Genomic DNA, 22,265 nt, shown 5'->3' with positions numbered 1-22,265 from the left:
TTCGAATGGTGAGTGGTTGGTAAGTGATGAGAGTGAGGGGCAACCCGGTGTTGCGGTAATTCAGTGCTGCCTTAAGCCAATGTTGCGAACGATCGGAGCCAAAGCCCTCAGTGCTGCGGATCCTCAGAAGCGTGAGCCCCGGTCGCCCAGATCGACCTGGCGTGGCCGATGTGTGCGCGCATGAGGGCTTCAGCCCCTGCGCCGTCTCCGTCCCGCAGCAGCTGCACCAGTTGCTGATGCTCGATGGCCGAGTCGGCGAGCAGGCCCTCCTCCGCAAGCGCCTTGAGCCCGTACATACGGGTACGCACGCGAAGCGAAGTCGCGAGCTCGACGAGTTGCGGGTTGTCGGTGAAGGAGAGGATCAGGGCGTGGAACGCACGATCGTTCAGCAGGTACTCACCGAGGTTCTCGGTCTGCGCGCCGGCGAGGCAGCGATCGGCGAGCAGCTCCATCTCGGCGAAGGCCTCCTCGGAGATGCGCCCCACGACCTGGTGCATCGACGGCGGCTCGATCATGAGCCTGATCGATGCCAGGTCATCGAGATCCTTCTCGCTCATCGTCGTGACCCGGAAGCCCTTGTTCTTCACCGTCTCGACGAGCCCTTCGCGCGCGAGGTCCATCATGGCCTCGCGCACCGGGGTCGCCGAGACGCCCAGCGCCTGACCGAGCGTCGGAGCCGACACCAGCTCGCCCTCTTGCAGTTCACCCGTGATGATCGCAGTGCGCAACTGATCGAGCACACTCTCCCTCAGATTGAGCGGGCGCTCGAGCTGTGTGAGCCGGGTCACGGGGTTCTCCTCTGGCGAGGCGTTGAGGCACCGCTGCGGTGCCTCAGCGCTGGGCTGAATGCGCGGGCGCTGACCCGCGCAGGGCCGTCAGGTCGACGGAGTGCCCTCGGTGTACACCACCGTGGCACATACCAAATCTTCCCACGACATGCCCACTCCGGTGTACACAGCGGGGTGGCCGGCACGACGGGTGACCTCGCCGCGAACGAGGTCGCGCAGGTTGGCGGGCGGGTTCGACGACCAATCGGCTTCCGAGATGAAGGTCGACAGGTTGCCGTTCTCGCGCTGAGCCGAGGCACGTCCTTCAACGACGATGTCGGCGCGCGAGACGAGAGCGTCGTCGAGCTCACGAGCGTCGTGGCCGTGCGTGCCGATTGCTGCGACAATGGCGTTGCTTTTCACGAGTGAACCGTCGAACAGCGGCGCGGAAGCGGTCGTGGCGCAGATGATGATGTCGGCTTCGCTGACTGCAGTCTCGACGTCACCGGTACGATCGGCGACCTCGATGCCCTGCGAGCTGAACTCCGAGCGCAGCGCCTCGATGCGTTCGGGGCGACGCCCGATAACCTCGAAGGTGGCCCGCGGGAAGGCGGCCAGAGTCGCATGGATGCAGCTCGAACCCTGGGTGCCAGTGCCGAAGATGAGCACGCGAGGCGCCTCGGGAAGCGCATCGCCCGGCGCGGCTGCCTGGGCGAGGAGGCGGATCGCCGACAGTGCGACAGCGGGGGTGCGAATCGCGGTCAGGCTCGATCCTTCCATCACCGCGACCGGTGCGAGTGTGTCAGACGAGTAGAGGACGTAGACACCCTGGATCTTCTCGAGACCGCGGGCCGGGTTATTCGGCGCGAGGGTCAGCGCCTTCAGCCCGCTGAACTTCGAGCTCTGGGCGGGCATGAGCAGAAACTCGCCGTCGGGCGCGTCCGCGAAGAGGCGGGGGCCATCAAGCTCCGGGTCGATGTCGTCGCGCACGGCCTCCTCGATCGCGCGGATGGCGCGCTCGAAGGGAAGAACGGCATGAACGGCTTCGGCGTCGTAATAGGGCAGGCTCACAGCAGGAATCCTTCCGGGAACGGGTCGGTGGGGTCGATCATGTATTGGGCGGTGCCGGTGATCCAGGCACGACCGGTGATGGTCGGGATCACGGCCTTGCGTCCGGCAACCTCGGTCTCTTCGACGAGTCGACCGATGAAGCGCGAACCGATGTAGGACTTGTTGACGAAGTCCGTGTGCAGCGGCAGTTCGCCGCGTGCGTGCAACTGGGCCATCCGGGCACTGGTGCCCGTGCCGCAGGGCGAGCGGTCGAACCAGCCGGGGTAGATCGCCATCGCGTGCTGCGACTCCTGGGCGGTCGAGCCCGGCTTCTTGAGGTAGACGTGGTGGCACTGACGGATGTCGGGCCGCTCGGGGTGCACGGGTTCATCGGCCTCGTTGATGGCATCCATGATGGCGAGGCCGGCGTGCAGCAGTTCGTCTTTGTTCGAGCGATCGTCGCGCCACTCGATGCCGAGGCTCTCCAGGTCGACGATGGCGTAGAAGTTCCCGCCGAACGCGAGGTCGTAGTTGACCGTTCCGAGGCCGGGGACCTCGACGGTGGCGTCGAGGCGGTCGACGAAGGAAGGCACGTTCTTGATCGTGACGGTTTCGGCCTTGCCGTCCTTGACCGCAACCTCGGCGACGACGAGACCCGCAGGGGTGTCGAGACGGATCGTGGTGACGGGTTCTTGCACCTCGACGAGGCCGGTTTCGACGAGCACGGTGCAGACGCCGATCGTGCCGTGTCCGCACATCGGCAGGCAACCGGAAACCTCGATGTAGAGCACGCCCCAGTCGGCGTCATCGCGGGTCGGGGGTTGCAGGATCGCGCCGCTCATCGAGGAGTGACCGCGGGGCTCCGTCATGAGGAGCGTGCGGATCCGGTCGTCGTTCTCCATAAACCAGGTGCGACGCTCGGCCATGGTGCTACCGGGGATGACTCCGTACCCGCCGGTAATGACGCGCGTGGGCATACCTTCGGTGTGCGAGTCGACTGCGTGGAAGACGCGGGAGGTTCTCATGAGCTGTCCTTCGGTGGAGGAGGCCTGGTGTAGACGTGGATCGGGGCGCGAAGCGCCCATGTCGCTCCACTATCGAGCGGTGAAACACTTCAGAGTGGAGACCCGAGCGCGGGGCTCGAATCTCCACTCTGGAGTAGTGCGCTACTGGGGTAGCGTATCACGTCATCGCGGGGATAGTGGTTGAAATGATTACCAACTCACTCTCCACACGGTAGCGCATTACTTACTTGCCGTACCCCTTGTCAGCGGCTTCCTTGGTGTCGGCGATGATGCGATCGGCGACCTCCTTGGCGAGCGGCAGGCGCGGCGGGCGGCAGGGGCCGCCGTACAGGCCCAGCACGTCCATCGAGAGCTTGATCGACTCGACGAACTCGGTCTTGGTATCCCAGCGGAGGAGCTTGTGCAGGTCGCGGTAGATGACCTTGGCGCGCTCGAGATCCTGCACGTTGCCCGACGTCGAGAGCTTGAAGAGCTCGACGGTCGACTGCGGGATGGCGTTGGGGTACCCGGCAACCCAGCCCACGGCGCCGGCGATGCCGACCTCGAGCACGCTGTCGTCGGTTCCGATCAGGATGTCCATGGTCGGAGCGAGTTCCTGGATCTCGTAGATACGACGGGGATCACCGGTGAACTCCTTGACACCGACCATGTGGCCGGCCTCGTGGATCTCAGCGATCAGCGACGGCACCAGGTCGACCTTGGTGTCGAGCGGGTTGTTGTAGCCGACGATCGGCAGACCGGCCTTCGCGACGGTTGCGTAGTGGTGCTTGACCTGCTCGTGGTTCGCGCGGAAGGTGTTCGGGGGCAGCTGCATGACGCAGTCGGCGCCGGCCTTCGCGGCCTGCTCGGCCCAGTGGAGCGACTCGAGCGCACCGTAGGCGCCGGTGCCGGCCATAACGCTGAAGCCCTCGGGGGCGGCGTCGACGGCGACCTCGATGACCTTGGCGCGCTCGGCCTCGGTCAGGTTCTGGTACTCGCCCAGCGAGCCGTTCGGTGCGATGCCGTCGCAGCCGTTGTCAGCAAGGAACTGGACGTGCTCGGCGAACTTGTCGTAGTTGACCGACAGGTCCTCGTTGAACGGGAGTGCGGAGGCGACGATTACGCCGTGCCAGGGCTTCTTCTCAGACATGCATTGTCCTTTCGGAAAGTGTCGATGCGACGTGGTCGTGTCAGCAATGATGTGTGACATTGCACAGTGTAGCACGGTTCCGGATCGCAAGGGAAGTGCTGCTTCGAAACGCCGCACCGCGCGGTACCGCGCACGCCTTTTCTTTCCTCACCGCGCCGCACCGCACTACGCCACACGTTGCTGCGCCGCACCCCTCCGCACCACGCCCCATCCCATCCCATCCCATCCCATCCCATCCCATCGAGATAAGCCTTGTTGTTACTTCGCTTCACCTGAAGCAACAACCGGGCTCATCTCGAGGCGGGCCCGACTGCAGAGTCAGCGGCATCAGCGGCGGCGGGATCGACGGCGCCTAGTCGGGCGAGAGGCTCGGGTCGCTCCAGCCGCCCGCGAGGTGCCTGAGGTGGAAGTGCATGAGCTCCTCCACACGCACCACGTCACCCGCTATGAGTGCTTCGAGCAGGGTTCGGTGCTCCTCGGCCGAGCTGACGAGCTCGTCACTCTCCGAGAGATGGTGCAGACCGTACTGGCGGGTCTGATCACGAAGATCGCCGATCGCCCGTGTCAGACGATCGTTGCCGAGCAGATCGATGAGCCCGAGATGGAAATCTCGATCCCGCTCGAGATACACGATGAGGTCTTCCCGCTCAGCCAGTTCGACGAGTTCGTCAGCCAACGCCCTGAAATGCTCGGCGAGGTCCACGACCTTACCCGAGCTCGCTAACTTCACCATCGAGGGGATCTCGAGGAGCTTACGAATCTCCGCGATGTCGCTGCGGTCACTCGGGGTGAGATCAACGACGCGGAAGCCCTTGTTCCGCACGACCTCGAGCAGCCCCTGATTGACGAGCGCGAGCATCGCCTCGCGTACGGGCCCGTTCGAGACGCCGAGCTCGTTCGCGATCGTGGCGGCCGAGTAGACGGTGCCGGGCTTGAGCGCTCCGGCAACGAGACGCGCGCGCAGTTCGGCGAGTGCTTGGTCGCGCAGGCTCACAGGCCGAAGCTGTCGGGTTGCCGTCACCGTGGCCGCCTCCATTGGTCGCATCTCGGTACCTGCCAGCCTATCTGTTTCACGGGCACCACTTTCGTAGCGCACCAGTTGCACGGTTATCAACGTCGCTTCACCCCGTCGCCCGGCCATCACGACCGCCTCAGCCGGAACAGCCATCACGCGATTCACGGTCGCATCACGCGATTCGCGCCGATCTGAGACGCATCCGAGACGCATTGACGGGATGAGTAATCAGTAATAGATTACTCATCGGCTTGCTCAACGACCGAGCGAAGCTCTGCTTCGGTCGTTGGACGATGCCCGGTACTGAAGCTGCCATGAATACCAGGAAGGCGTCGAAGTTGACCCAGCAATTGCAAGTACCGGTGAAAACTCAGGAGCCCGCATACAAGCGCGCGCTCGCTGCGAGCGTGAGCGGGCAAGCGCTGGAATGGTACGACTTCGCCCTCTACGGTCTCGCGGCCGCCGTCATCTTCCCGAAGATCTTCTTCCCCGAGGTCTCCCCGATCGTGGGCATCCTCGCGTCGTTTGCAACCTTCGCCGTCGGCTTCATCGCCCGCCCCATCGGAGGCTTCGTCTTCGGCCGCCTCGGTGACCGCATCGGTCGGGCGCGCACGCTGATGATCACCATCATGCTCATGGGAGTCGGCACTGTACTCATCGGCGCGCTGCCCACCTACCAGTCGCTCGCCGGCATGGGTCTCGGCCTCCTGGCGCCGCTCCTCCTCGTGATCCTGCGCCTCGTGCAGGGCATGGGCATCGGCGGTGAATGGTCCGGCTCCGCCGTGCTCGTCGTCGAAACCGCACCGAAGGAGAGCCGTGGCTTCCTCTCTTCGATGATCAACTCGGGCGAGTACATCGGCACACTCATCGCCTCCGGCATCTTCGCAGTGCTTGCGCTGGCGATGCCGCAAGAGGCCTTCCACGCGTGGGGCTGGCGCATTCCCTTCCTGCTGAGCGGTGTCGGCGTACTCATCTGCTGGTTGATCCGCCGTCGCCTGGAAGAGCCCGAGACCTTCACCGCCGCGGTTGAGGTCGTCGAAGAACAGCCCACGCTCGGGCAGTCGATGCGCGCCGAGTGGCGCCACATTCTCGGAATCATCGGCATCCGCATGTTCGAGAACGCCGGCGCCTACATCATCCTCGCGTTCGCCGTCACCTACGCGGAGGGCGTGGGTGTGCCGACCGCCACGACCACGCTCGGAGTCTCCGTTGCCTCGATCGTCGCGATCTTCCTGATCCCCCTCTTCGGCCGCCTCTCCGACAAGATCGGGCGCCGCAAGGTGTACGCAATCGGCGCCGTCTTCCTGGTGCTCTTCTTCTGGCCGTTCTTCCTGCTCATCGACACGAACAACGCCCTCTGGATCTGGGTCGCTTTCGGTGCGGCATACGGCCTCGGCATGTCGCCGATGCTCTCGGTCGAGCCGGCCTGGTTCGCCGAGCTCTTCCCGACGCGCTTCCGCTACAGCGGCACCGCGATCAGCGCGAACATCGCGACGGTGCTCGCGGGCGGGCTCGCCCCGTTCATCGCAGTGGGCCTCATGGCGCTGACCGACAACCTCGTCCTGGTCATGGTCTACCTCGTGGTGCTCGCCGTGATCTCGCTCGTCTCCGCACGGCTCACCCCGGAGACCGTCGGCTCTGAACTCCGCTAGGTCCTTAAACTCCATCACCAACGTTCCACCCCAACACATCAATCTCGATGAGGAGAAGTCCATGAAAATCACCGGAATCAAGGTCTACAACTACGACCTGACCTACAAGCACGGCACCTATGTGATGTCGGGCGGCCGCGCCGCCGCCTCGCAGCCGTCGACGGTCGTCGCGATCGAGACCGACGAGGGAATCACCGGCTGGGCCGAGCAAGCCCTGCTCGGCGGCACCTACCTGCCGGCGTTCCCGGGCGCACTCCGCGAGGGTCTCGCTGAGCTCGCTCCCGCGCTGATCGGTCGAGATGCGCTCGACATCCGTGGCGCCGCACGTGCCATGAACAACACCCTGCTCGAGCAGCGTGCTTCGAAGAGTCCGATTGACATCGCACTGTGGGACATTCTGGGCAAGACCACCGGCCAGCCGATTTCGGCGCTCACCGGCGGTATCCAGAACCCCGACTTCCCGCTGTACGAAGCCGTTCCCCTCGACACTCCCGAGGTGATGGTCGCCTTCGTCGAGGCCCGCATGGCTGAAGGCATCAAGCGCTTCCAGCTGAAGGTCGGCAACGAGCCCGAGATCGATGCCGAGCGCACCCGCGCCGTCGTCGCTGCGGTTCCCTCCGACGTGGTCGTGCTCGCCGACTCGAACGGCGGCTGGGACGTGCACGACGCCATCAAGGCCGTCAAGATGATCGGCGACATCCCCGTCTATGTCGAGCAGCCCTGCCGCACGCTCGATGACAACATCCTCGTCGCGCGTCACATGAGTCAGCAGCTGATCCTCGATGAGTGCATCGTCACCCTCGACGACCTATACCGTGCGAAGTACGAGGCGGGCATTTCCGCGATCAACCTGAAGTTCTCGCGTGTCGGCGGCTTCAGCAACGCGCTGCAGCTGCGCGATGCCGCGCAGAGCCTCGGGCTGAAGGTGTCGATGGAAGACACCTGGGGCGGCGACCTCACCTCTGCCGCGGTCAACCATCTCGCGGCGACCACCGAGCCGGGCAAGCTGTTCAACGTGTCGTACTTCAACGACTGGAACAACGAGCACATTGTGCCCGGTGAGCAGCCGAAGTCGGTGAACGGGCGCGGCACCGCGATCACGGCGCCGGGCCTCGGCGTCGAGCCCGACGTGAGCTTGCTCACCCCGCTCGCCGAGTACAAGTAACGGCAAAGGGCACGCAGCGCACGACTGAGCTGCGTGGCTCGATAATCGAAGGCGGCTTTCGACTTCTCCCCTATGGTGAAGTCGAAAGCCGCCTTCGGTGCGTTATCCCGCAATACCGCATCGCAAGTTATGCAGTCCGTTCGACGCAGTCCCGCGATATCCGATCCCGCGCTACCCGAAGACGATGCGGGCGATGACCGTGAGCCCGGTGACCGAGATCGCGATTGCTGCGGCATAGGCGATCAGCGTGATCATGCCCGCCCGTCGGCCGCGCTTCGCAAGAGAGGGCATGGGCGGGCGCGGCTGGTGCAGAGGCGCGGTGTCCGTGCTCGGTGGGGGCCCGATCCTCATCTGCACTGCATCGGCAGAAGCGAGGCCCACCGCACTTCCGCCGGATGGTGCCTCGCCGCGTGGGCCGTACACGACCGGGATTCCCTGCCGCAGGCCGGGTTCGGGCTGCGCTTCCCAAGGGGCACGCTCAATGCGATGGTGAGGATCGAGCGCTTCCTCGGCAGTCCGCTGCAGGGAGCGCCCGGAGACCTCGGGTTCCTCGACGGGCATGCCGCCCGTTCCCGAACTCGTGTGCGTGCGCGAGCCTGTTCCCGCGGTGCCCGTCGTGCCGGGCCCCTGGAGCGGTCGGCGGAATCCGACGATCTCGACGTCACCCGATCTGCCCGACCTCTTGCCGGTCACCCCGCCCGGGGCTACGACGGTGCGGTCATCGACGGTGAACTCCTCGTCTGGCACAACCGTGGACTCCGAGGCCGGCTCCTCGGAAGCGGGGCGCGACGTCTCGGGAGCGCTCGGTTCCTCGGAGGCAGGGCTCGGTTCTTCGGGAGCGGGGCCCGGATCCTCTGGAGTGGCCCGCGGCGCAATGACCGTCTCATCATTGGCCGGCGAATCGGGTGCCGGACGCGGGGCAGCAACGGTGCGGTCATCGACCGTCGCATCAGAAGCGGGACGCGGCGCAACAACCGTACGGTCATCAACCGTCGCATCCGATACGGGACGCGGCGCCACGACGGTGCGGTCGTCCACGGTCCGATCGTCGACTGTGCTGTCGTTCACCGTTCGATCATCGACGCCACGATTGTCAGCCACCGGCCCCTCGAATTCCTTCTCGGACTCGTCTCCGCCAGTGCTCATCGACGGGGCCTCGTGCGCTCGATCGTGGTGTCGTCGTCAGGATCGATCGTGTCGATCATCGACGAATCCCAGCGTTGCGCGGTGGTCTCACCGGTGTCAGTGCCGCCGGAGAGCGTGTCCACCACGATCACGGAGATGTTGTCGCGTCCGCCGGCATCGCAGGCACGGCGCACGAGCTCTTCGACGACCGAGTCCGGTCGGCCCCCCATGGTCAGCACCGCCCTGATCTCTTCGTCTTCCAACTCGGTGGTCAGCCCGTCCGAGCAGATCAGCAGACGCGCGCCTGTGCGAATGGGGAGGAGCCAGGCATCGTGTCGCGCATCCGACGAGCCGAGCGCGCGAGTGATGACGTTCCGCGGCGCCTTGGCGGCCTCGGGATTGCCCTCGGCGATGAGTTGGGCGTGGAGCGAATGGTCGTTCGTGAGCTGTGTGAGCTCGCTGCCCTCGTGCAGGTACACGCGCGAGTCGCCGATATTGAGGATGTACCAGAAGGGCTGGTCTTCATACGACACACGGATCACGCCCGTGAGCGTGCAGCCGCCCCCGTTCAGGGTCTGCGCCGAGACACGTTCGACTGCCCGCCGGGCGGCTTCGATACGCGCCTCGATCTCGGGCAGCGACATCTCGGGCCCCGAGTCTTCGAATGCCGAGATCGCTGCACGACTGGCGCGATCGCCGGCTTCGTGCCCGCCCATGCCATCCGCGACCAGGTAGCACGGATCAGCGCAGAGCACTGCGTCCTCGTTCACGGGGCGCTTCATCCCCGGATGCGTGCGCGCTGCGGCTTCGAATATCGGGGTCACCGTCATCGCATGCTTCACCCTGTCTCCTCAACGCGGTGCAGGGTGACGGGCAGGGTGCCGATGATGAGCTGATCAGTCGCAGAGTGCTCGACGCCGGATTTCAGTTCAAGATCGGTGCCGTCGGGGTTCACGAGTGCGACACCGTTGGTCGACCCGAGATCCTCGATCGTCCACGAATCTCCGACGAGACGTAGCCGAGCGTGAGATTTCGATAGCGTGCGCGAGGGATCAGGGAGCTCCAGCGGAACGGCACCATCGCGCGGAGTCGGTCGGCGACCGATGATGACGTCCTCGCCCGGCAGTTCGATGCGAAGTCCATCTTGCATGCGCAACTCCCAGTGCACGCGCTTCGGACGCGCGACGACGACGGTGCGGTCGAGATCCTCGTCTTCGTCTGCGGCCTGATCTGCGGGCACCGAAGGCACCGGACCGGATGCGGAGCCCGTGACGGGCGCGGGAGTGGCAACGGGTTCGGGCACCACGACAGGTTCGGCAGCGGAGACATGATCGGGTGCTGAAACGGGCGTGGAACTCGCACGCGGAGGTTCCGGCGGAGGCGTCATGCGCTGCGTCGATTCGGTCTCACCGACGGGCTGCTCGGGAAGCACGACCGGCGGGAGCGGATCCGCCGCGTTCGCGTGCTGCGGGGCTCCGCCGAAGCTCTCGGCGTCGTTCCGGCTCTGCTGCTGCTCAGTGCCGGGCCAGCTGAAGTACTGCTGGGGAGCCTGCGGAGCCAACGGTGTTGCGGGTGGCTGCTGCACGTTCTCGGCTGCGAGCCGTTCGAACTCCCGCTCGGTGTCAGAGTTCAGGCCCCAGCGATCAGTCGGGGTGGGCTCCACGAACTGCGCTTCCGGCTGCGAATAGCCCGGCGCGTACCCCTGTGCCGGTCCGCCACCAGACTGCGACTCAGGGCGCGCGTGCTCTCCGTGCTCGGCGGGCGGATCCCAGGGGTTTCGGGGCTGCGCAGGTGCGGGCGGCGGTGGCACCGGGGCGAAGAGCGACTGCTGACCGGGGGTCAGGTAGCGGTGCTCCTCGGAGGTCGGCTGACCGTTGTAGCCCTGCTGACCCGCGTAGCCCTGCTGACCCGCGTAGCCCTGCTGGGCCGCATAACCCGGCTGGTTGCCGAAGCCCTGGCCACCGTAGCCCTGGCCCCCGTACCCGGGCTGACCCTGCGCCTGCGATCCGTAGGCGCCCCGCTGCTGCGCGTAGCCACCCGAGGGTCCGGCCGACGGCATGCGCTCGCCGAGATGGTTGCCGAGCAGGGTCGCCCAGAGCGGCGGAACGAAGGCGCCGAGCACGGTGAACCCGGCACCCTTGCCACTCTCTTGGTTGATCCGGTGGATCGACATGATCGTGAAGACGATGACGATGAAGTTCACGATCGGGATCGCGCTGAGCAGCACGAGCCATCCGGGGTTGCCGCCGCGATTGATGAGCTGCCACTGGTTCCAGATCGGAATCCAGCCCCACCAGCCGGTGACTCCCAGACGTGTGAAGAGCCGTGAGAGTGCCCAGCCGTACCAGATGTAGAAGGCCAGGAACAGGATGCCCCAGACGGCCAGCGCAGCACCTAGTCCGGCAAGCAGGTTGTTGTTGTCCATCTCGTAGTCCCTACCTGTTCAGGCTCTCGTGTTCGGCTTGCTCGGGTCTTGCTCTTCGCGCGGTCCGACGGGGTCGCGCGAAGCGCAATCCGTACGAGGTCACAGCATAAGCTTGGCCCAGTCTTTGACGTTTTGTCATCTCATTACGCCGCTCGGCGTCGTCGGCTTCCATCGCCTTCCAGAGCATGTCGGCGTCCGCGTCCGAGATGCTTTCCGGTGCGAAGACGGCGCGGTCTGCCTCGGCCGCGGCCCAGATCGCGGGTCGCGTGCCCAGCACCTGCCCGAGATCGCGGCGGCTGCCTCGATCTGGCAAGCGCACTCCGGCGTCTCGCGCTCGATCCACCATCTCATTCCAGGCACCGAGCGCGCGCAGCTCAGGAACTGTCTCGGCACGTCGGCGCTTCGCGCGAAACCGTTTCGCGATCGGCAGGAAGAGGAGCGGCAGCAGCAACAGCAGGAGCGTCGCTACCGATAGGCCGATCGCCCGCAGCACCTGCCACCACGCTCCGGCACCGCGCTCGTCGTCTGTGTCGTCGGAGGCGTCGTTCTGCTCGCCGAGGCCGAGTGGAGGGTCAACCTCGAGTGCGTCCCGCTCTTCGGGGACGGTCGGGAACTCGGGCAGTTGCTCACCCTCTTCGAGGGTCTGCGGCCTGATCTCGGCCTGCGGGGTGACGTCGATGGGAGCCCAGCCCCCGCTCTCGCCGCGCACCTCGATCCATGCTGCGAGGTTCTCACCGGTGCACGATCCGCTGCAGGCAGGGATCCCCGGCACCTCACTCGCATCATCAGCGCCCTGCGCGGAGTCTGCCAGCCGCACCCCGACCACCACGCGTGACTCGTACCCGAGGGCTCGCGCGATGAGTGCGCCGGCGGTGGCGAACTGCTCATCATCTCCGACCCCGGCGACGAGCATCTCGTCCTTCGGGTTCTCGCCGGCAGCACGTTGCTGCGTGTTCAGCTGCGAGAACAGGCGCTCGATGCGGGCGAGCGAGTGCCCACCGGCGCTCGATTCGAATCTCGTGCCGTACTGCTCGCTCAGCCGTTCGAGCCAGACGGAGTCTTCTTCGCTGATCGCGTGGCTCAGGTAGCCGCGCTGCCGCAGGCGGTCGATCAGCTCGGTCAGCCCGTCTCCCGTGGGAGTGAGGTCTTGGGCCGTGAGCCAGGCGGCGAGCTCCGGGGTCTGCTCGAGGTCGATGAGGGGCCCGTCTTGTGCAGGTCGCTGCGCAACGGTGGGCGAATCAGCGGCTTCCATGCGAGCGCTATAGCCATCGCCCGAGGTGAGCCCGCGGCCATCGGGCACTGCGATCGCGGCGCCGGTGTCGCGATTCACGTAGAACGCATCGGAAAGCTCAGCGGCTCGGGGGCCGGTGAAGGTCGGAGGATCGCCGAGCCCTGCCTCCGGAGCCCAGATTTCGCTGTAGCCTTCGCCGATCTCCACCGTCACCTCGGCCGGGCTCTGCAGGCGGTCACCGCTCGGGAAGCGCGTGAAGCGCCCGGCCTCGTCTTGGCTGACGTGGAAGTCGACTCCCTCGTAGGCATCGAGTACCGCGAAGCGGAGGTAGGCAGGCGGGCGTGCGGAGGTCGAGACCGTCAGGAGCTCGCGATCGATCTCGTCGTCGGTCTTCGAGAGTCGGTACGAGCTCAGCGGGCTCGCCTGCTGCTCGACGATGATGCGGGGGTCGATGCGGTCTCTCGGCACATCCCGGTCGCCGCGATCGAAGGCGGGGGCGAGACCGGTGCCCGCCACGAGGGCGACGACTACGGTTGCTGCACCGGCGACGATGCGTACGACACGTCCGCGCGCGAGGTCGGCTCCGCCGCGTCGCAGCGCGGCTCGACGTTCGGCGCCCGCCGTCCACGCCACCCAGACCGCCCCGAGCACCGAGACCGCGAGCCAGAGGCCGAGCTCGCGGGGCGCGACGACCACCAACGGTCCGAACCGCAACGGATCGCTCACCACCGAGGCGCCGAAGATCGTGCCGAATGCGACCGGGGCGAGCAGCGGAACTGCGGCGAGCGCGGCGAGGCGGCCGGGACGCAGAGCGATCATGGTCGCGAGCAGGCTCGAGAGCAGCATGACGAGGTAGAACGGCACGAGCACCGTCTGGTACGAGCCGACGGGCAGATCCAGGGTGAGTAGTTGCTTCCACCCGAGTGCTACTGCGGCAAGACCGTCGGCCAGGCCGCGGACGTAGCCGAGCGGCCCCTGCACGAAGGCCTGCGGAACGGCGACCGGGGCGACGGTCAGCGCGAATGCCACGAGCAGCGCCGCGACGAAGACCGGCATCCTCAGGGTCCAGAGTCGGCGCGCGACCCCGAGTCCGACGCCCAGCACGACGGCGATGCCGGCGACGAGCCACAGCCGACCGGTCTCGTAGATCGGCCAGGTCGCGGCAACGCCGAGCAGGGCCGCAAGCACACAGGCTGCACCGGCGGCGGCGATCCTGATCACCGCCGCACGACTCCCCATGCGTCTGCGTGCCGTCATCGCACGCTCCGGAGCATGAGCTGCGGCAGATCGCCGAGGGCGCCCAGCGTGAACACGGTGAGCGGGTCGATGCGCTTCGCGACGGGCTCGGCGTGCAGTTCGCAGCGCACACCGAGTACGTGCACATCGGGAGTGAAGACGACTGCGGCGCGTCGGATGCGGGCGAGGTCGGCCTGGGATCCGGTGACGATCGCGACGATGGAGAGGGGGCGTCGCGATTCGGCGAGTCCGCGGGCGAGCAGTTCGAACGGGTGCCCATCGATCGCCGCTTCGAGTTCGGCCCAGGCGTCGAGCAGTTGCACCGGATCACGCGACGGCAGCTCTTCGAGTCCGTCGATGCTCGGTCGCACGCGGCCCGGCGCCCAGGCGGAGGCGACGAAACGTTCGCGGCCCTCGCGCACGGCTTGCACCGAGAGCGAAGCGGCGACGCTCACGGCGAGCTCGAACTCCTCGTCGCTCGCGTACTCCTCGGGCACGGCATCGAAGAGCACGGCCACGCGGGCGGTCTGGGACTCCTCGTACTGTCGCACCATGAGGGTGCCGGTCTTCGCGGTCGACTTCCAGTGGATGTGGCGCATCGCGTCGCCCGGGGCGTACTCGCGTACGGCGTGGAAGGAGAGGTCGGACTCGGTGATGCGGCGGCTGGCGGCGCCCTCCAGATCCCGCACGAGGCCGGCGGGGTTCGGCGGCAGTATCGCGGTCGCCGGGTGCACGTGCAGCAGATGACGATCGGGCCAGGTCACCTCACGTCGCACGAGCCCCACGGGGTCGCGGCGGGCGACCGTGAGCGGGCCGACCCGAATCACGCCGCGGTAGTGGGCGGGCACGGCCACCGGAATGTCGATCGAGGCATTCGGGCCGAGTAGCGGGATCATGACCTCGCGCAGCGCGTCGCCCACCGGCAGCTCGGCGATGGCGGGCAACGCGGGCCTCGCCGACTCGTTCTCCACGCGGATCACGGCGTTCACGTCGCCGCCCACGACGACGTTCGCCCGCTCGAGTTCGATGCGCACCTGATACGCGCGGCTGCCGATGAGGAACGGCAGGGCGATCAGCAGCAGGACGAGCCCGACGACGGCGACGAACCACGCTTCGACCCAGCCGAGCGCGGGGGCGATGATGAGCGACGTCACGGTGATCGCGAGCACGAACCATCCGAGCGGGGTAACCGCCTCACCGGCTGCCGCCAACCCCCGCACTGCGGTGCGACGGGTCTCGCGCCACCAGCGACGGGTGCGCAGGCGTCGACGATCCCTCAGGCTGAGCGCACGATTTCGCGTGTTGCTCAGCCTCGTGGAGTTGCGCGTTCCGGTATGCCAGTTCTGCGTCGACGATCCGAACGCCGACGAAGTCCGTGCAGCCGAGCCGCGCGTACGCCCGGTATTCACTCGGTGCCGTTCTCCTGTGGTGCTGCGACGTCGAGCAGAACCTGACCGATGACGCCCTCAGCCGTGACGCCTTCGAACTCCGCCTCGGGTTCGAGCACGAGACGGTGGGCGAGCACTGCGATCGCGAGGTCTCGCACGTCGTCTGGGATCACGTACGAGCGACCATTCACGATCGCCCAGGCGGAGGCCATACGCACGAGACCGATCGCGCCGCGCACACTCGCCCCGAGCCGCACTTCGGATGCGCGGCGCGTGGCCTCGACGAGGCGGGTGACGTAGTCGGCGATGAGGGGGCTCACGTAGACGTCGCGGGCGAAGTCCTGCATCTGCTGCAGGGTGGCCGTGCTCATGACGGGATGCGCGACGGGCTCGACCCGTTGCTGCAGGATGCGCATCATCGCGGCCTCATCGGGGTAACCGATGGAGGTCTTGATGAGGAAGCGGTCGAGCTGCGCCTCGGGCAGTCGGTAGGTGCCGGCCTGCTCGACGGGGTTCTGCGTCGCGATGACGAGGAACGGCCTGCCGACCGGATGGGTCTGCCCGTCGACGGTCACCTGCCGCTCTTCCATGACCTCGAGCAGCGCCGACTGGGTCTTCGGGCTCGCACGGTTGATCTCGTCGGCGAGCACGACGTTTGCGAAGATCGGGCCCGCGTGAAACTCGAAGAGGCCCTGCTTCTGGTCGTAGACGGTGATGCCGGTGACGTCACCGGGCAGCAGGTCGGGGGTGAACTGGATACGCGAGCTGCTGCCCTGCATGACCTTGCCGAGCGTGCGCGCCAGTGCGGTCTTACCGGTGCCCGGCACGTCTTCGAGCAGCACGTGCCCGCCCGCCATTGCGGTCGCGAGCACGAGCTCGATCACGCGACGCTTGCCCTGGATCACCTGTTCGATCGCGTCTGCGGCGGTGCGCAGCGCTTCGCCGGCCCACCGCGCGCGATCCTCGGTGAGCGGCTCGCGCTGCTCGGCGGGGTTCTGGGGCTGCTGCGTCATGCGGCTCTTCTCTCTGTACGGCTTCGGGCGGCGGGCTGGGACGGCGTCAATGCGCCGAGTCGGAGGTCGATGCAGGATCCGGTCGCTGCTGCTGTCGGGTGGCGGATCACGGACCTTCCTCCGGTTCAGGCTCTGGCGGTTCTTCGGGTTCCGGATCGGCGCAACCCGCGTTGAAGGTCAACGGATTCAGTCCGCTGAAGCCTGGCCAGGAGACAGTGAGGTTACCCGTTGCACTATCGGCGCTGAAAGAGGCGTTGTCCGCAGTCGCACCTCCGGCGATCGTGACGAGCGTCCGGTAATCGGTCTCGCCGACGACGCATTCACCGTTAGTCGGCGTAACGCTGATCGGAATGCGCGGGTGGCCCCGAGCGGGCTCGACGGCGACACTCCGCTCCGAGCAGGAATCATCGAGGCACTGTACTGCGGAGATGTTCATCGGCGAAGAGGTTGTGAGGCTCAAAGTATTCACATCACCATTGCTGAAACGGATCTCGGCTTCATCGAGCTTTCCACTGAAGGTCGGCTGCGAGGCAAGCTCGTACGTGTAGATGCCTCCAGAAAGCGATGGGTCCTGCTGCATCGTGTACCCGCTTCGAAGCCCCAGGTCTGGAACCTTGCCACCCACAAGCACCTTCGCAGAGTCAGTGTTGTCAGCCGAACCCCACTCGTTTCGGGCACACACCGTAATCTCGGCGACCTTGAAGCGCCGCAAACCATCTGCCTGTTGCGGGCCTCCAGACCCGGCGTTGCCAGGTCGGCAGTCGCCATTCGCCGAGAATCCTGCTTCGACCGCGCTGCCGCCTCGTGCATCGACATTGATCGTGAACTTCACGCTCCTCGATAGCGGCTCCGAGCGCGCATCGCTGATCGAGACCGTGGGCCTCCCGCCGAGCCGAAACGTTCCTTCCGCCGCAGACCCCTCAACGGAGTGCGCATTCGTCGGCGGCTTGAAGCGGCTCACGGGTATGACCGTGTAGTTCGAGCTGCCGACCGGCAGGCCCGAGATCGTGGGGGTTGCGTTCTGCCCGGAGGCGGTGGTTTCACCGGCCTGCGTCACGATGCGGTACGAGGCGGTGTCCGAGCGTCCTTCGATCGAGAGCTTTGCAGTGGCCCGCGACGAAGATTCCGCCGAAACCTGGGTGGAGGTGACCGTCGGGCGCGACGGCGCCTCATACGCCCAGGCCGTCACCGCGTTCGAGGGGCGCGAGTCGCCCACACCGTTCACCGCAACCGCGGTGAACGAATGCTGCCGTCCGTTCTCGAGACCGCTCACGACACAGCGATAGGTGGCACCGCTGCCCGTGCAACTGTCCGAGCTGCTTCCCGGGCCGCCCACGATCTTCACTCCGGTCACCGCCGGGTGCGCCCGAACCGAGCTGTTGAGCTGAGCCTCCAACGTGACGCTGTTCCTGTCATAAGCCACGGCGGTCAGTGAGCTCGGGGCGGCGGGCACACCGCGCGCATCGAGTTCGACGCTGCCGACACCGGTGCGGTTCTGCGCGTCCTTCACCGTGAAGCTCGCGGTGCACTGTCCGCCGGGCCCCTTGGGGTCGTCCCAGGCGACCACGATGTTGTCGCCCGAGACCGACAGGCGGCCGTACGTGCACCCGCCGCCATCGACCGAGACGAGCTCGAGTCCGCTGCCCCGCTTCCCCTCGAAGGGGTCGTGCTCGCCCGCAACACCGATCGCACGGGTCTGACAGTTCGACCCCACCTCGCACTGCAGCGACACGGTTCCTCCACGCGGTGTATCACGCGGAGCCTCGCCGACGCGCAGGGTGAGCTGCGCGCTGCTCTCTCCGGCGCCTGCCGAGGTCACCGTGACCGCCTGCTGCGACCCCGGCACGCCGTTCGCGTCGACCGTTGCCTGCACGCGCTGCCCCGACTGCACCACCTCGATGGCGCCGCCACCGCCCGATACCGTGAAGCGCACATCGCTGAGGCGCCCATCTCGACCGCCCTGCCAGCGCACCATGTCAGAGAGGTCGATCGTCTCGGTGGCACCCGGCGCGACCGTGCGAGTCATCGCTTGGAGTTCGGCGACCGGCTGATCCGGAACGATCTGCACCGGAACCGCGAGCTGCGTCCACGCCTTCTGCTCCGTCAACCGCACCAAGATGGTGCAGGTGTCGTTCCAGGGCGACTCCTTGCCCGCGGCATAGCGCAGCGTCGTCGCATTCGTCGCCTCGCACCGGGCCTGACCGCGCTGGGTCGGGAAGGCGCCCTGCTTCAACTCGACTCGGTCGCCCTCGGCGAGATCGACGATCGAGTTGACGCGCACTTCCGTGCTCTTGTTCTCGTCCACCGAGATCGGGGGAAGCCCCGGTCGCAGCGTCAGCCGCAGCTCATCGAGCGGCGGTATGACGAGGAACCCGAAGGATTGCACTTCTTGGCCCGTCACATCTTTACCCGCGAGCCGGAAGGGCACGAGATCGCCCTCAGCACGGTACTTCCCGACGATCTTCGAGCCCTCGACCGAGTAGCGATTCTTCGCATTGCCCCACAGCGACAGCTTCAGGTCCGAGACATCACCCGCCGCCCAGTACACGCGATTCGTGACGACATCGATACCGGTGCGCTCGAGCTCCACTCGGTCGCGCGCCGAGAGCACGGTGTCGCGCACCGTCGGCGCCTGCTGGCCCACACGCGCAGAGACCTGCACGACGATCAGCCCATCGGCAGTGCTCTTCGTCTCCTTCGAGCGCACCGTGTACCGATACGAGACGGTGCCGAGCTCGTCACCGCCGTCGATACGCACTCGCCCCTGCTTGATCTGAGAGGCGTCGAGACGATCTGCCAGCTTGCGGTACTGCGCAGAATCCTCCCCGCCGGGCACGTTGGGCACCACCTCGAGCAGTTCGAGTTCACCGTTCGACGGATCGATGTCGTTGTCGAGCGGCCGCACGACCGCCGGCTCGGCGGCCCCCTGCGTGAGACGCACATAATCGCTGTAGACGATCGGGGCGCCTGCCCCCGGATCCGGTTCGGTGATGATCACGCGCAGCTTGCCGCGCCCCTCACCCCCGAACTCGTCGCGCACGGTATAGGGGATCGTCTGGATGCCCGGTTCCGCCTTCCCGGAGGCCTCGACCTGAATCGAACTGCCGCGCGGCACGATCATGGTGCTCAACTGGGGGTCCTCTGCAACGTCCACATTGACGAGACGCACACGGTCGCCGTCAGGGTCGACGTTCGACAGCGGCACCTGGGTCGTCGTCTGCTCTCCCGGCGCGAGGCGCACGGTCAGCGTGCGCGGCTGGGGCTCCCGGTTGCCCTCGCGCGGCACTACTGTGACGCGCACATGGCCGACGTCGCTGGCCTCCGGGGAGCTTGCGCCATAGGTCGTATAGCTCAGCGTGTACGTCCCCGGTTCCTTCGGAGCCAGGTACCGCAGCGAGTTGCCCGACGCGAACGCGAGCTCGCCCTTTGCCCCCGAGACTCCGACATCGGGATGCAGCACGAGCCGTTCACCGGGAGGCGCGACATCGTTGTCGAGCACATCGATATCCACGACGGCACCGGCGCGCACCGTGGCGGCATCAGCGACCGCAATGGCTCCGGCGCTGTCGGGAACCTGGAACACCGTCATGCGCCCAGTCGCGGAGTCTTCACCCTCGGCGACTTCGACGTCGACCGAGCCGATCCGACCGGGTTCGCCGCTCTCGGTCGCACCCGAGACCCGCAGCCGCGCATGCTCGATGACATCGGCGCGCAGCTGGCCGTCGAGCACATTCGCCGACCGTACGACGAGCGCGCGGCTGTTCGCGCCCGGGATCGCGTCCAGAACTTCAACAGTGGTGTCGGCAAGCGGGCGTACGAAGGCCCGCAGCGGCGGGATACCGATCTCCCCGCGATCCTCAACCGCGGTGATGCGCATGACCCCCGTGGTCTCCGACTCCGTCACGGTGTCGCGCACCGTGATCGAGAGCACCGAGCTGCCCGCCTCCGAAGCACTCACCTCGATGGCGCCCGTTCCGGCATTCGGCTTCACCGATACGCCGCCATCCTGCGCCACAGCGTCCACCAGCACGAACGATCCGGATCCGCCCGACACCCGCTCGAGCGGTCGCAAGGTCGTCGCCTCGCCCACCTTCACCGTGCTCGCGATGGGTGAGAACGTCGTCTCAGCACCATTGCGCACCCGCACGCGCAGGTCGCGCTCCCGGCTCTCGCCGCGCGAATCCTCGACCGTGAGAGACACCACGATCTCGCCCTCGGCCGCGTTCGCGTCGGTGTGCCGCAGGGCCATACGGCCATCCGCAGTCACCAGCACGCGAGCCGGGTCGTCATCGTTCGCGAGCTCCGCCCCGGCGAGCATCATGGGGTCGCCCTGCGGATCCACCCAGCCCTCGAGCACCGGTAGCACCAGCGTGCCACCAGGAGTCATCTCCGGGCTCGGCCACTCGCGCTGACACCCGTCGACCGGGCACCACGCCGGCGCGGAGTTCTCAGAGTCGTCGGCGACCGTGAGCCGCACGGTCGCCGGCTCCGAGAGCGCGATCCCGTCGGTGATGCGGTAGCGGAAAGTCGCAGTCCCAGACGCATCATCGGCGGGCGTGATCATGATGCCCTGCCCATCAGAGAGCATCTGCAGCGACCCGAAATCCGAGTCGAGCCCCGCGCCGAGGCCATCGGGCACCACCGTGAGCACGTCGCGCCGGTTCGGGTCGTAGTCATTCAGCAGCACCGGCAAGAGCGTCGGCTCACCCGGGCGCACGCCGAAGGAATCGTCGACCGCCACCGGCGGTTCCTGCTGCGTCACGTCATTGACGACGATCGCGCCCTGCTCTTCCTTCGGCGGGTCGACGAGCGACCACTGCTCGACCGGAATCAACCGGCCATCGGGCACGGTCCACATCATGCCGCTGCTCTGCTCGCTGACGAGCGCGCGGCTGCCATTGTTCAGGATCACGGGATCGGGTTCGCCTGTCTCGTCTGCGGCGTCATCCAGTTCGAGCGCCCGGGTGTCGCCACTGTCCGAGTTCCAGAACGCACCCTCGCCGGCACCGATCCACGCGGCGTAGCGGTGCTCGCCCACTGCAGCGGGCTTCGCGGGAACGCCGTCCGCCTCCGCGATCCGCTCGGCGTCGCCGTCTGGCGCCACACTCCACAGACCGGCCTCGTCGGCGATGAGCGCGTCTGCTCCCGCGGCACGCGCACTCGAGGCCTGCAGCATCGCCGTGCCCTCGAGGTCGAGCTCTGCCGCATCACCGCGGCCCTCGCGCCACAACTCGCCGCCCTCGAGGTCCAAGATCACCCAGTCGCCACCGACGATCGCGAGTTGCAGGCGTTCCGTCGGAATCCCCTCGGGCGTCTGGCTGACCCCGCTCTCGAACTCCCCGCTCTTCGCGTCGTACCAGCGCACCTCCGAACGGCCGGAGGAGAACATCGCCACGCGACCGTCGTCATTGATCGCGACCGCGTCGGCCTGGAACGTCTCGGGCTCATCGGCGTTCTCGGTCTCCGCGCGCTCGCCCGCGAGCGGATCGAGCAGCACCGGTTGGCCGAGTGGCACCGCCGCAGACGCCTCACCCTCGAAACGGCTGAGATGCACCTCACCCGATTCCGTGCGGAACACGACCGCCCCGCCCGCCTGCAGCACCTCACGCGTGCCATCGGGAGTACGCAGCGCGCCCTCTCCTGCGCCATCAGAGGTCTCGGGTGCTTCAGATGATGCCGCCGTCGCGGAGTCGCCGTCACCCGCACCGGCCCCGGCATCCTCCTGGAAATCAGCGGGAGCAATCGGATCGATGCTCCACGCCTGTCCGTTGCCATGGCTGAGCACTACGCCGTTCGCGCCGGACTGCACTACGCCGTTCGGATCCTCCACCTGTCGCACGGTGTCGATCTCGGCGGTCTCCGTGTTGACGCGCGCGTACTGACCCGACGAACGCATCGCCCACACCGAAGGCTCCTCGCGGGGCGTCTCACGAGCGTCATACCCGCTCGCGACGATCGCGACCGTCAGCACGACAGCGCATGCAAGGCCACCGGCGATCCAACTCACGACGCGCGAGCGCCGCGACTCCCCGAGCTGCTTCACC

The 22,265-nt window shown here is 66.9% G+C and carries 14 protein-coding genes; 2 read left to right on the top strand and 12 right to left on the bottom strand.

Annotated elements, in window-relative coordinates; all coding sequences use genetic code 11:
* Positions 1-107: 107 nt before the first annotated feature.
* From ACUYV6_RS01925 to ACUYV6_RS01905, 5 genes are all read right to left on the bottom strand, one after another.
* Positions 108-788, bottom strand: a complete 681-nt coding sequence (locus ACUYV6_RS01925; protein ID WP_449276953.1) for a GntR family transcriptional regulator — start codon at positions 786-788, stop codon at positions 108-110.
* A gap of 87 nt (positions 789-875) precedes the next feature.
* A complete protein-coding gene (locus tag ACUYV6_RS01920) occupies positions 876-1,838 on the bottom strand; it encodes an ornithine cyclodeaminase family protein (protein ID WP_449276952.1) in 963 nt (320 codons plus the stop codon).
* Positions 1,835-2,842, bottom strand: coding sequence for a proline racemase family protein (locus ACUYV6_RS01915; RefSeq protein ID WP_449276951.1), 1,008 nt, complete (start codon positions 2,840-2,842; stop codon positions 1,835-1,837). Before ACUYV6_RS01915 ends, ACUYV6_RS01920 begins: the two co-directional genes overlap by 4 nt.
* 223 nt (positions 2,843-3,065) lie before the next feature.
* Positions 3,066-3,971: a dihydrodipicolinate synthase family protein gene (locus tag ACUYV6_RS01910; RefSeq protein WP_449276950.1), complete on the bottom strand. Its 906-nt coding sequence runs from the start codon at positions 3,969-3,971 to the stop codon at positions 3,066-3,068.
* 352 nt (positions 3,972-4,323) lie between these two features.
* On the bottom strand, positions 4,324-5,139 hold the full coding sequence (locus ACUYV6_RS01905; RefSeq protein ID WP_449276949.1) for a GntR family transcriptional regulator: 816 nt from the start codon (positions 5,137-5,139) through the stop codon (positions 4,324-4,326).
* 185 nt (positions 5,140-5,324) lie between these two features.
* Between ACUYV6_RS01905 and ACUYV6_RS01900 the strand changes: the two genes are divergently transcribed.
* Together ACUYV6_RS01900 and ACUYV6_RS01895 are read left to right on the top strand one after the other, a co-directional pair.
* The gene (locus ACUYV6_RS01900) at positions 5,325-6,638 is read left to right on the top strand and encodes an MFS transporter (RefSeq protein WP_449276948.1); all 1,314 of its coding nucleotides are present in this window, start codon (positions 5,325-5,327) and stop codon (positions 6,636-6,638) included.
* Positions 6,639-6,699: 61 nt separating this feature from the next.
* Positions 6,700-7,803, top strand: coding sequence for a mandelate racemase/muconate lactonizing enzyme family protein (locus ACUYV6_RS01895; RefSeq protein WP_449276947.1), 1,104 nt, complete (start codon positions 6,700-6,702; stop codon positions 7,801-7,803).
* Positions 7,804-7,974: 171 nt separating this feature from the next.
* Here ACUYV6_RS01895 and ACUYV6_RS01890 read toward each other — a convergent pair whose 3' ends face one another.
* From ACUYV6_RS01890 to ACUYV6_RS01860, 7 genes are all read right to left on the bottom strand, one after another.
* Complete coding sequence (locus ACUYV6_RS01890; RefSeq protein WP_449276946.1) at positions 7,975-8,949, bottom strand: hypothetical protein; 975 nt, start codon at positions 8,947-8,949, stop codon at positions 7,975-7,977.
* On the bottom strand, positions 8,946-9,770 hold the full coding sequence (locus ACUYV6_RS01885) for a PP2C family protein-serine/threonine phosphatase (protein WP_449276945.1): 825 nt from the start codon (positions 9,768-9,770) through the stop codon (positions 8,946-8,948). Before ACUYV6_RS01885 ends, ACUYV6_RS01890 begins: the two co-directional genes overlap by 4 nt.
* A complete protein-coding gene (locus ACUYV6_RS01880) occupies positions 9,767-11,353 on the bottom strand; it encodes a DUF5684 domain-containing protein (protein WP_449276944.1) in 1,587 nt (528 codons plus the stop codon). The genes ACUYV6_RS01885 and ACUYV6_RS01880 overlap by 4 nt, the downstream gene beginning before the upstream one ends.
* 10 nt (positions 11,354-11,363) lie before the next feature.
* On the bottom strand, positions 11,364-13,841 hold the full coding sequence (locus tag ACUYV6_RS01875; protein ID WP_449276943.1) for a DUF3488 and transglutaminase-like domain-containing protein: 2,478 nt from the start codon (positions 13,839-13,841) through the stop codon (positions 11,364-11,366).
* Positions 13,838-15,229 carry a DUF58 domain-containing protein gene (locus tag ACUYV6_RS01870; protein WP_449276942.1) on the bottom strand — a complete coding sequence of 464 codons (1,392 nt, stop codon included), beginning with the start codon at positions 15,227-15,229 and terminating at the stop codon, positions 13,838-13,840. Before ACUYV6_RS01870 ends, ACUYV6_RS01875 begins: the two co-directional genes overlap by 4 nt.
* A complete protein-coding gene (locus ACUYV6_RS01865; protein ID WP_449276941.1) occupies positions 15,226-16,221 on the bottom strand; it encodes an AAA family ATPase in 996 nt (331 codons plus the stop codon). The genes ACUYV6_RS01870 and ACUYV6_RS01865 overlap by 4 nt, the downstream gene beginning before the upstream one ends.
* 106 nt (positions 16,222-16,327) lie before the next feature.
* Positions 16,328-22,264 carry an Ig-like domain-containing protein gene (locus tag ACUYV6_RS01860; protein ID WP_449276940.1) on the bottom strand — a complete coding sequence of 1,979 codons (5,937 nt, stop codon included), beginning with the start codon at positions 22,262-22,264 and terminating at the stop codon, positions 16,328-16,330.
* Position 22,265 lies beyond the last annotated feature (1 nt).

Source organism: Leucobacter sp. GX24907, assembly GCF_053567335.1.
Note: the sequence above shows the minus strand (reverse complement) of the source record. Positions and strands in the feature narration are given on the sequence as shown.

Bases quoted from the DNA above. Each gene is read 5' to 3' on its own strand.
- ACUYV6_RS01915 (WP_449276951.1), bottom strand. From the start codon at position 2,842: ATGAGAACCTCCCGCGTCTTCCACGCAGTCGACTCGCACACCGAAGGT.
- ACUYV6_RS01910 (WP_449276950.1), bottom strand. From the start codon at position 3,971: ATGTCTGAGAAGAAGCCCTGGCACGGCGTAATCGTCGCCTCCGCACTC.
- ACUYV6_RS01905 (WP_449276949.1), bottom strand. From the start codon at position 5,139: ATGGCTGTTCCGGCTGAGGCGGTCGTGATGGCCGGGCGACGGGGTGAA.
- ACUYV6_RS01895 (WP_449276947.1), top strand. From the start codon at position 6,700: ATGAAAATCACCGGAATCAAGGTCTACAACTACGACCTGACCTACAAG.
- ACUYV6_RS01890 (WP_449276946.1), bottom strand. From the start codon at position 8,949: ATGAGCACTGGCGGAGACGAGTCCGAGAAGGAATTCGAGGGGCCGGTG.
- ACUYV6_RS01880 (WP_449276944.1), bottom strand. From the start codon at position 11,353: ATGGACAACAACAACCTGCTTGCCGGACTAGGTGCTGCGCTGGCCGTC.
- ACUYV6_RS01875 (WP_449276943.1), bottom strand. From the start codon at position 13,841: ATGACGGCACGCAGACGCATGGGGAGTCGTGCGGCGGTGATCAGGATC.
- ACUYV6_RS01865 (WP_449276941.1), bottom strand. From the start codon at position 16,221: ATGACGCAGCAGCCCCAGAACCCCGCCGAGCAGCGCGAGCCGCTCACC.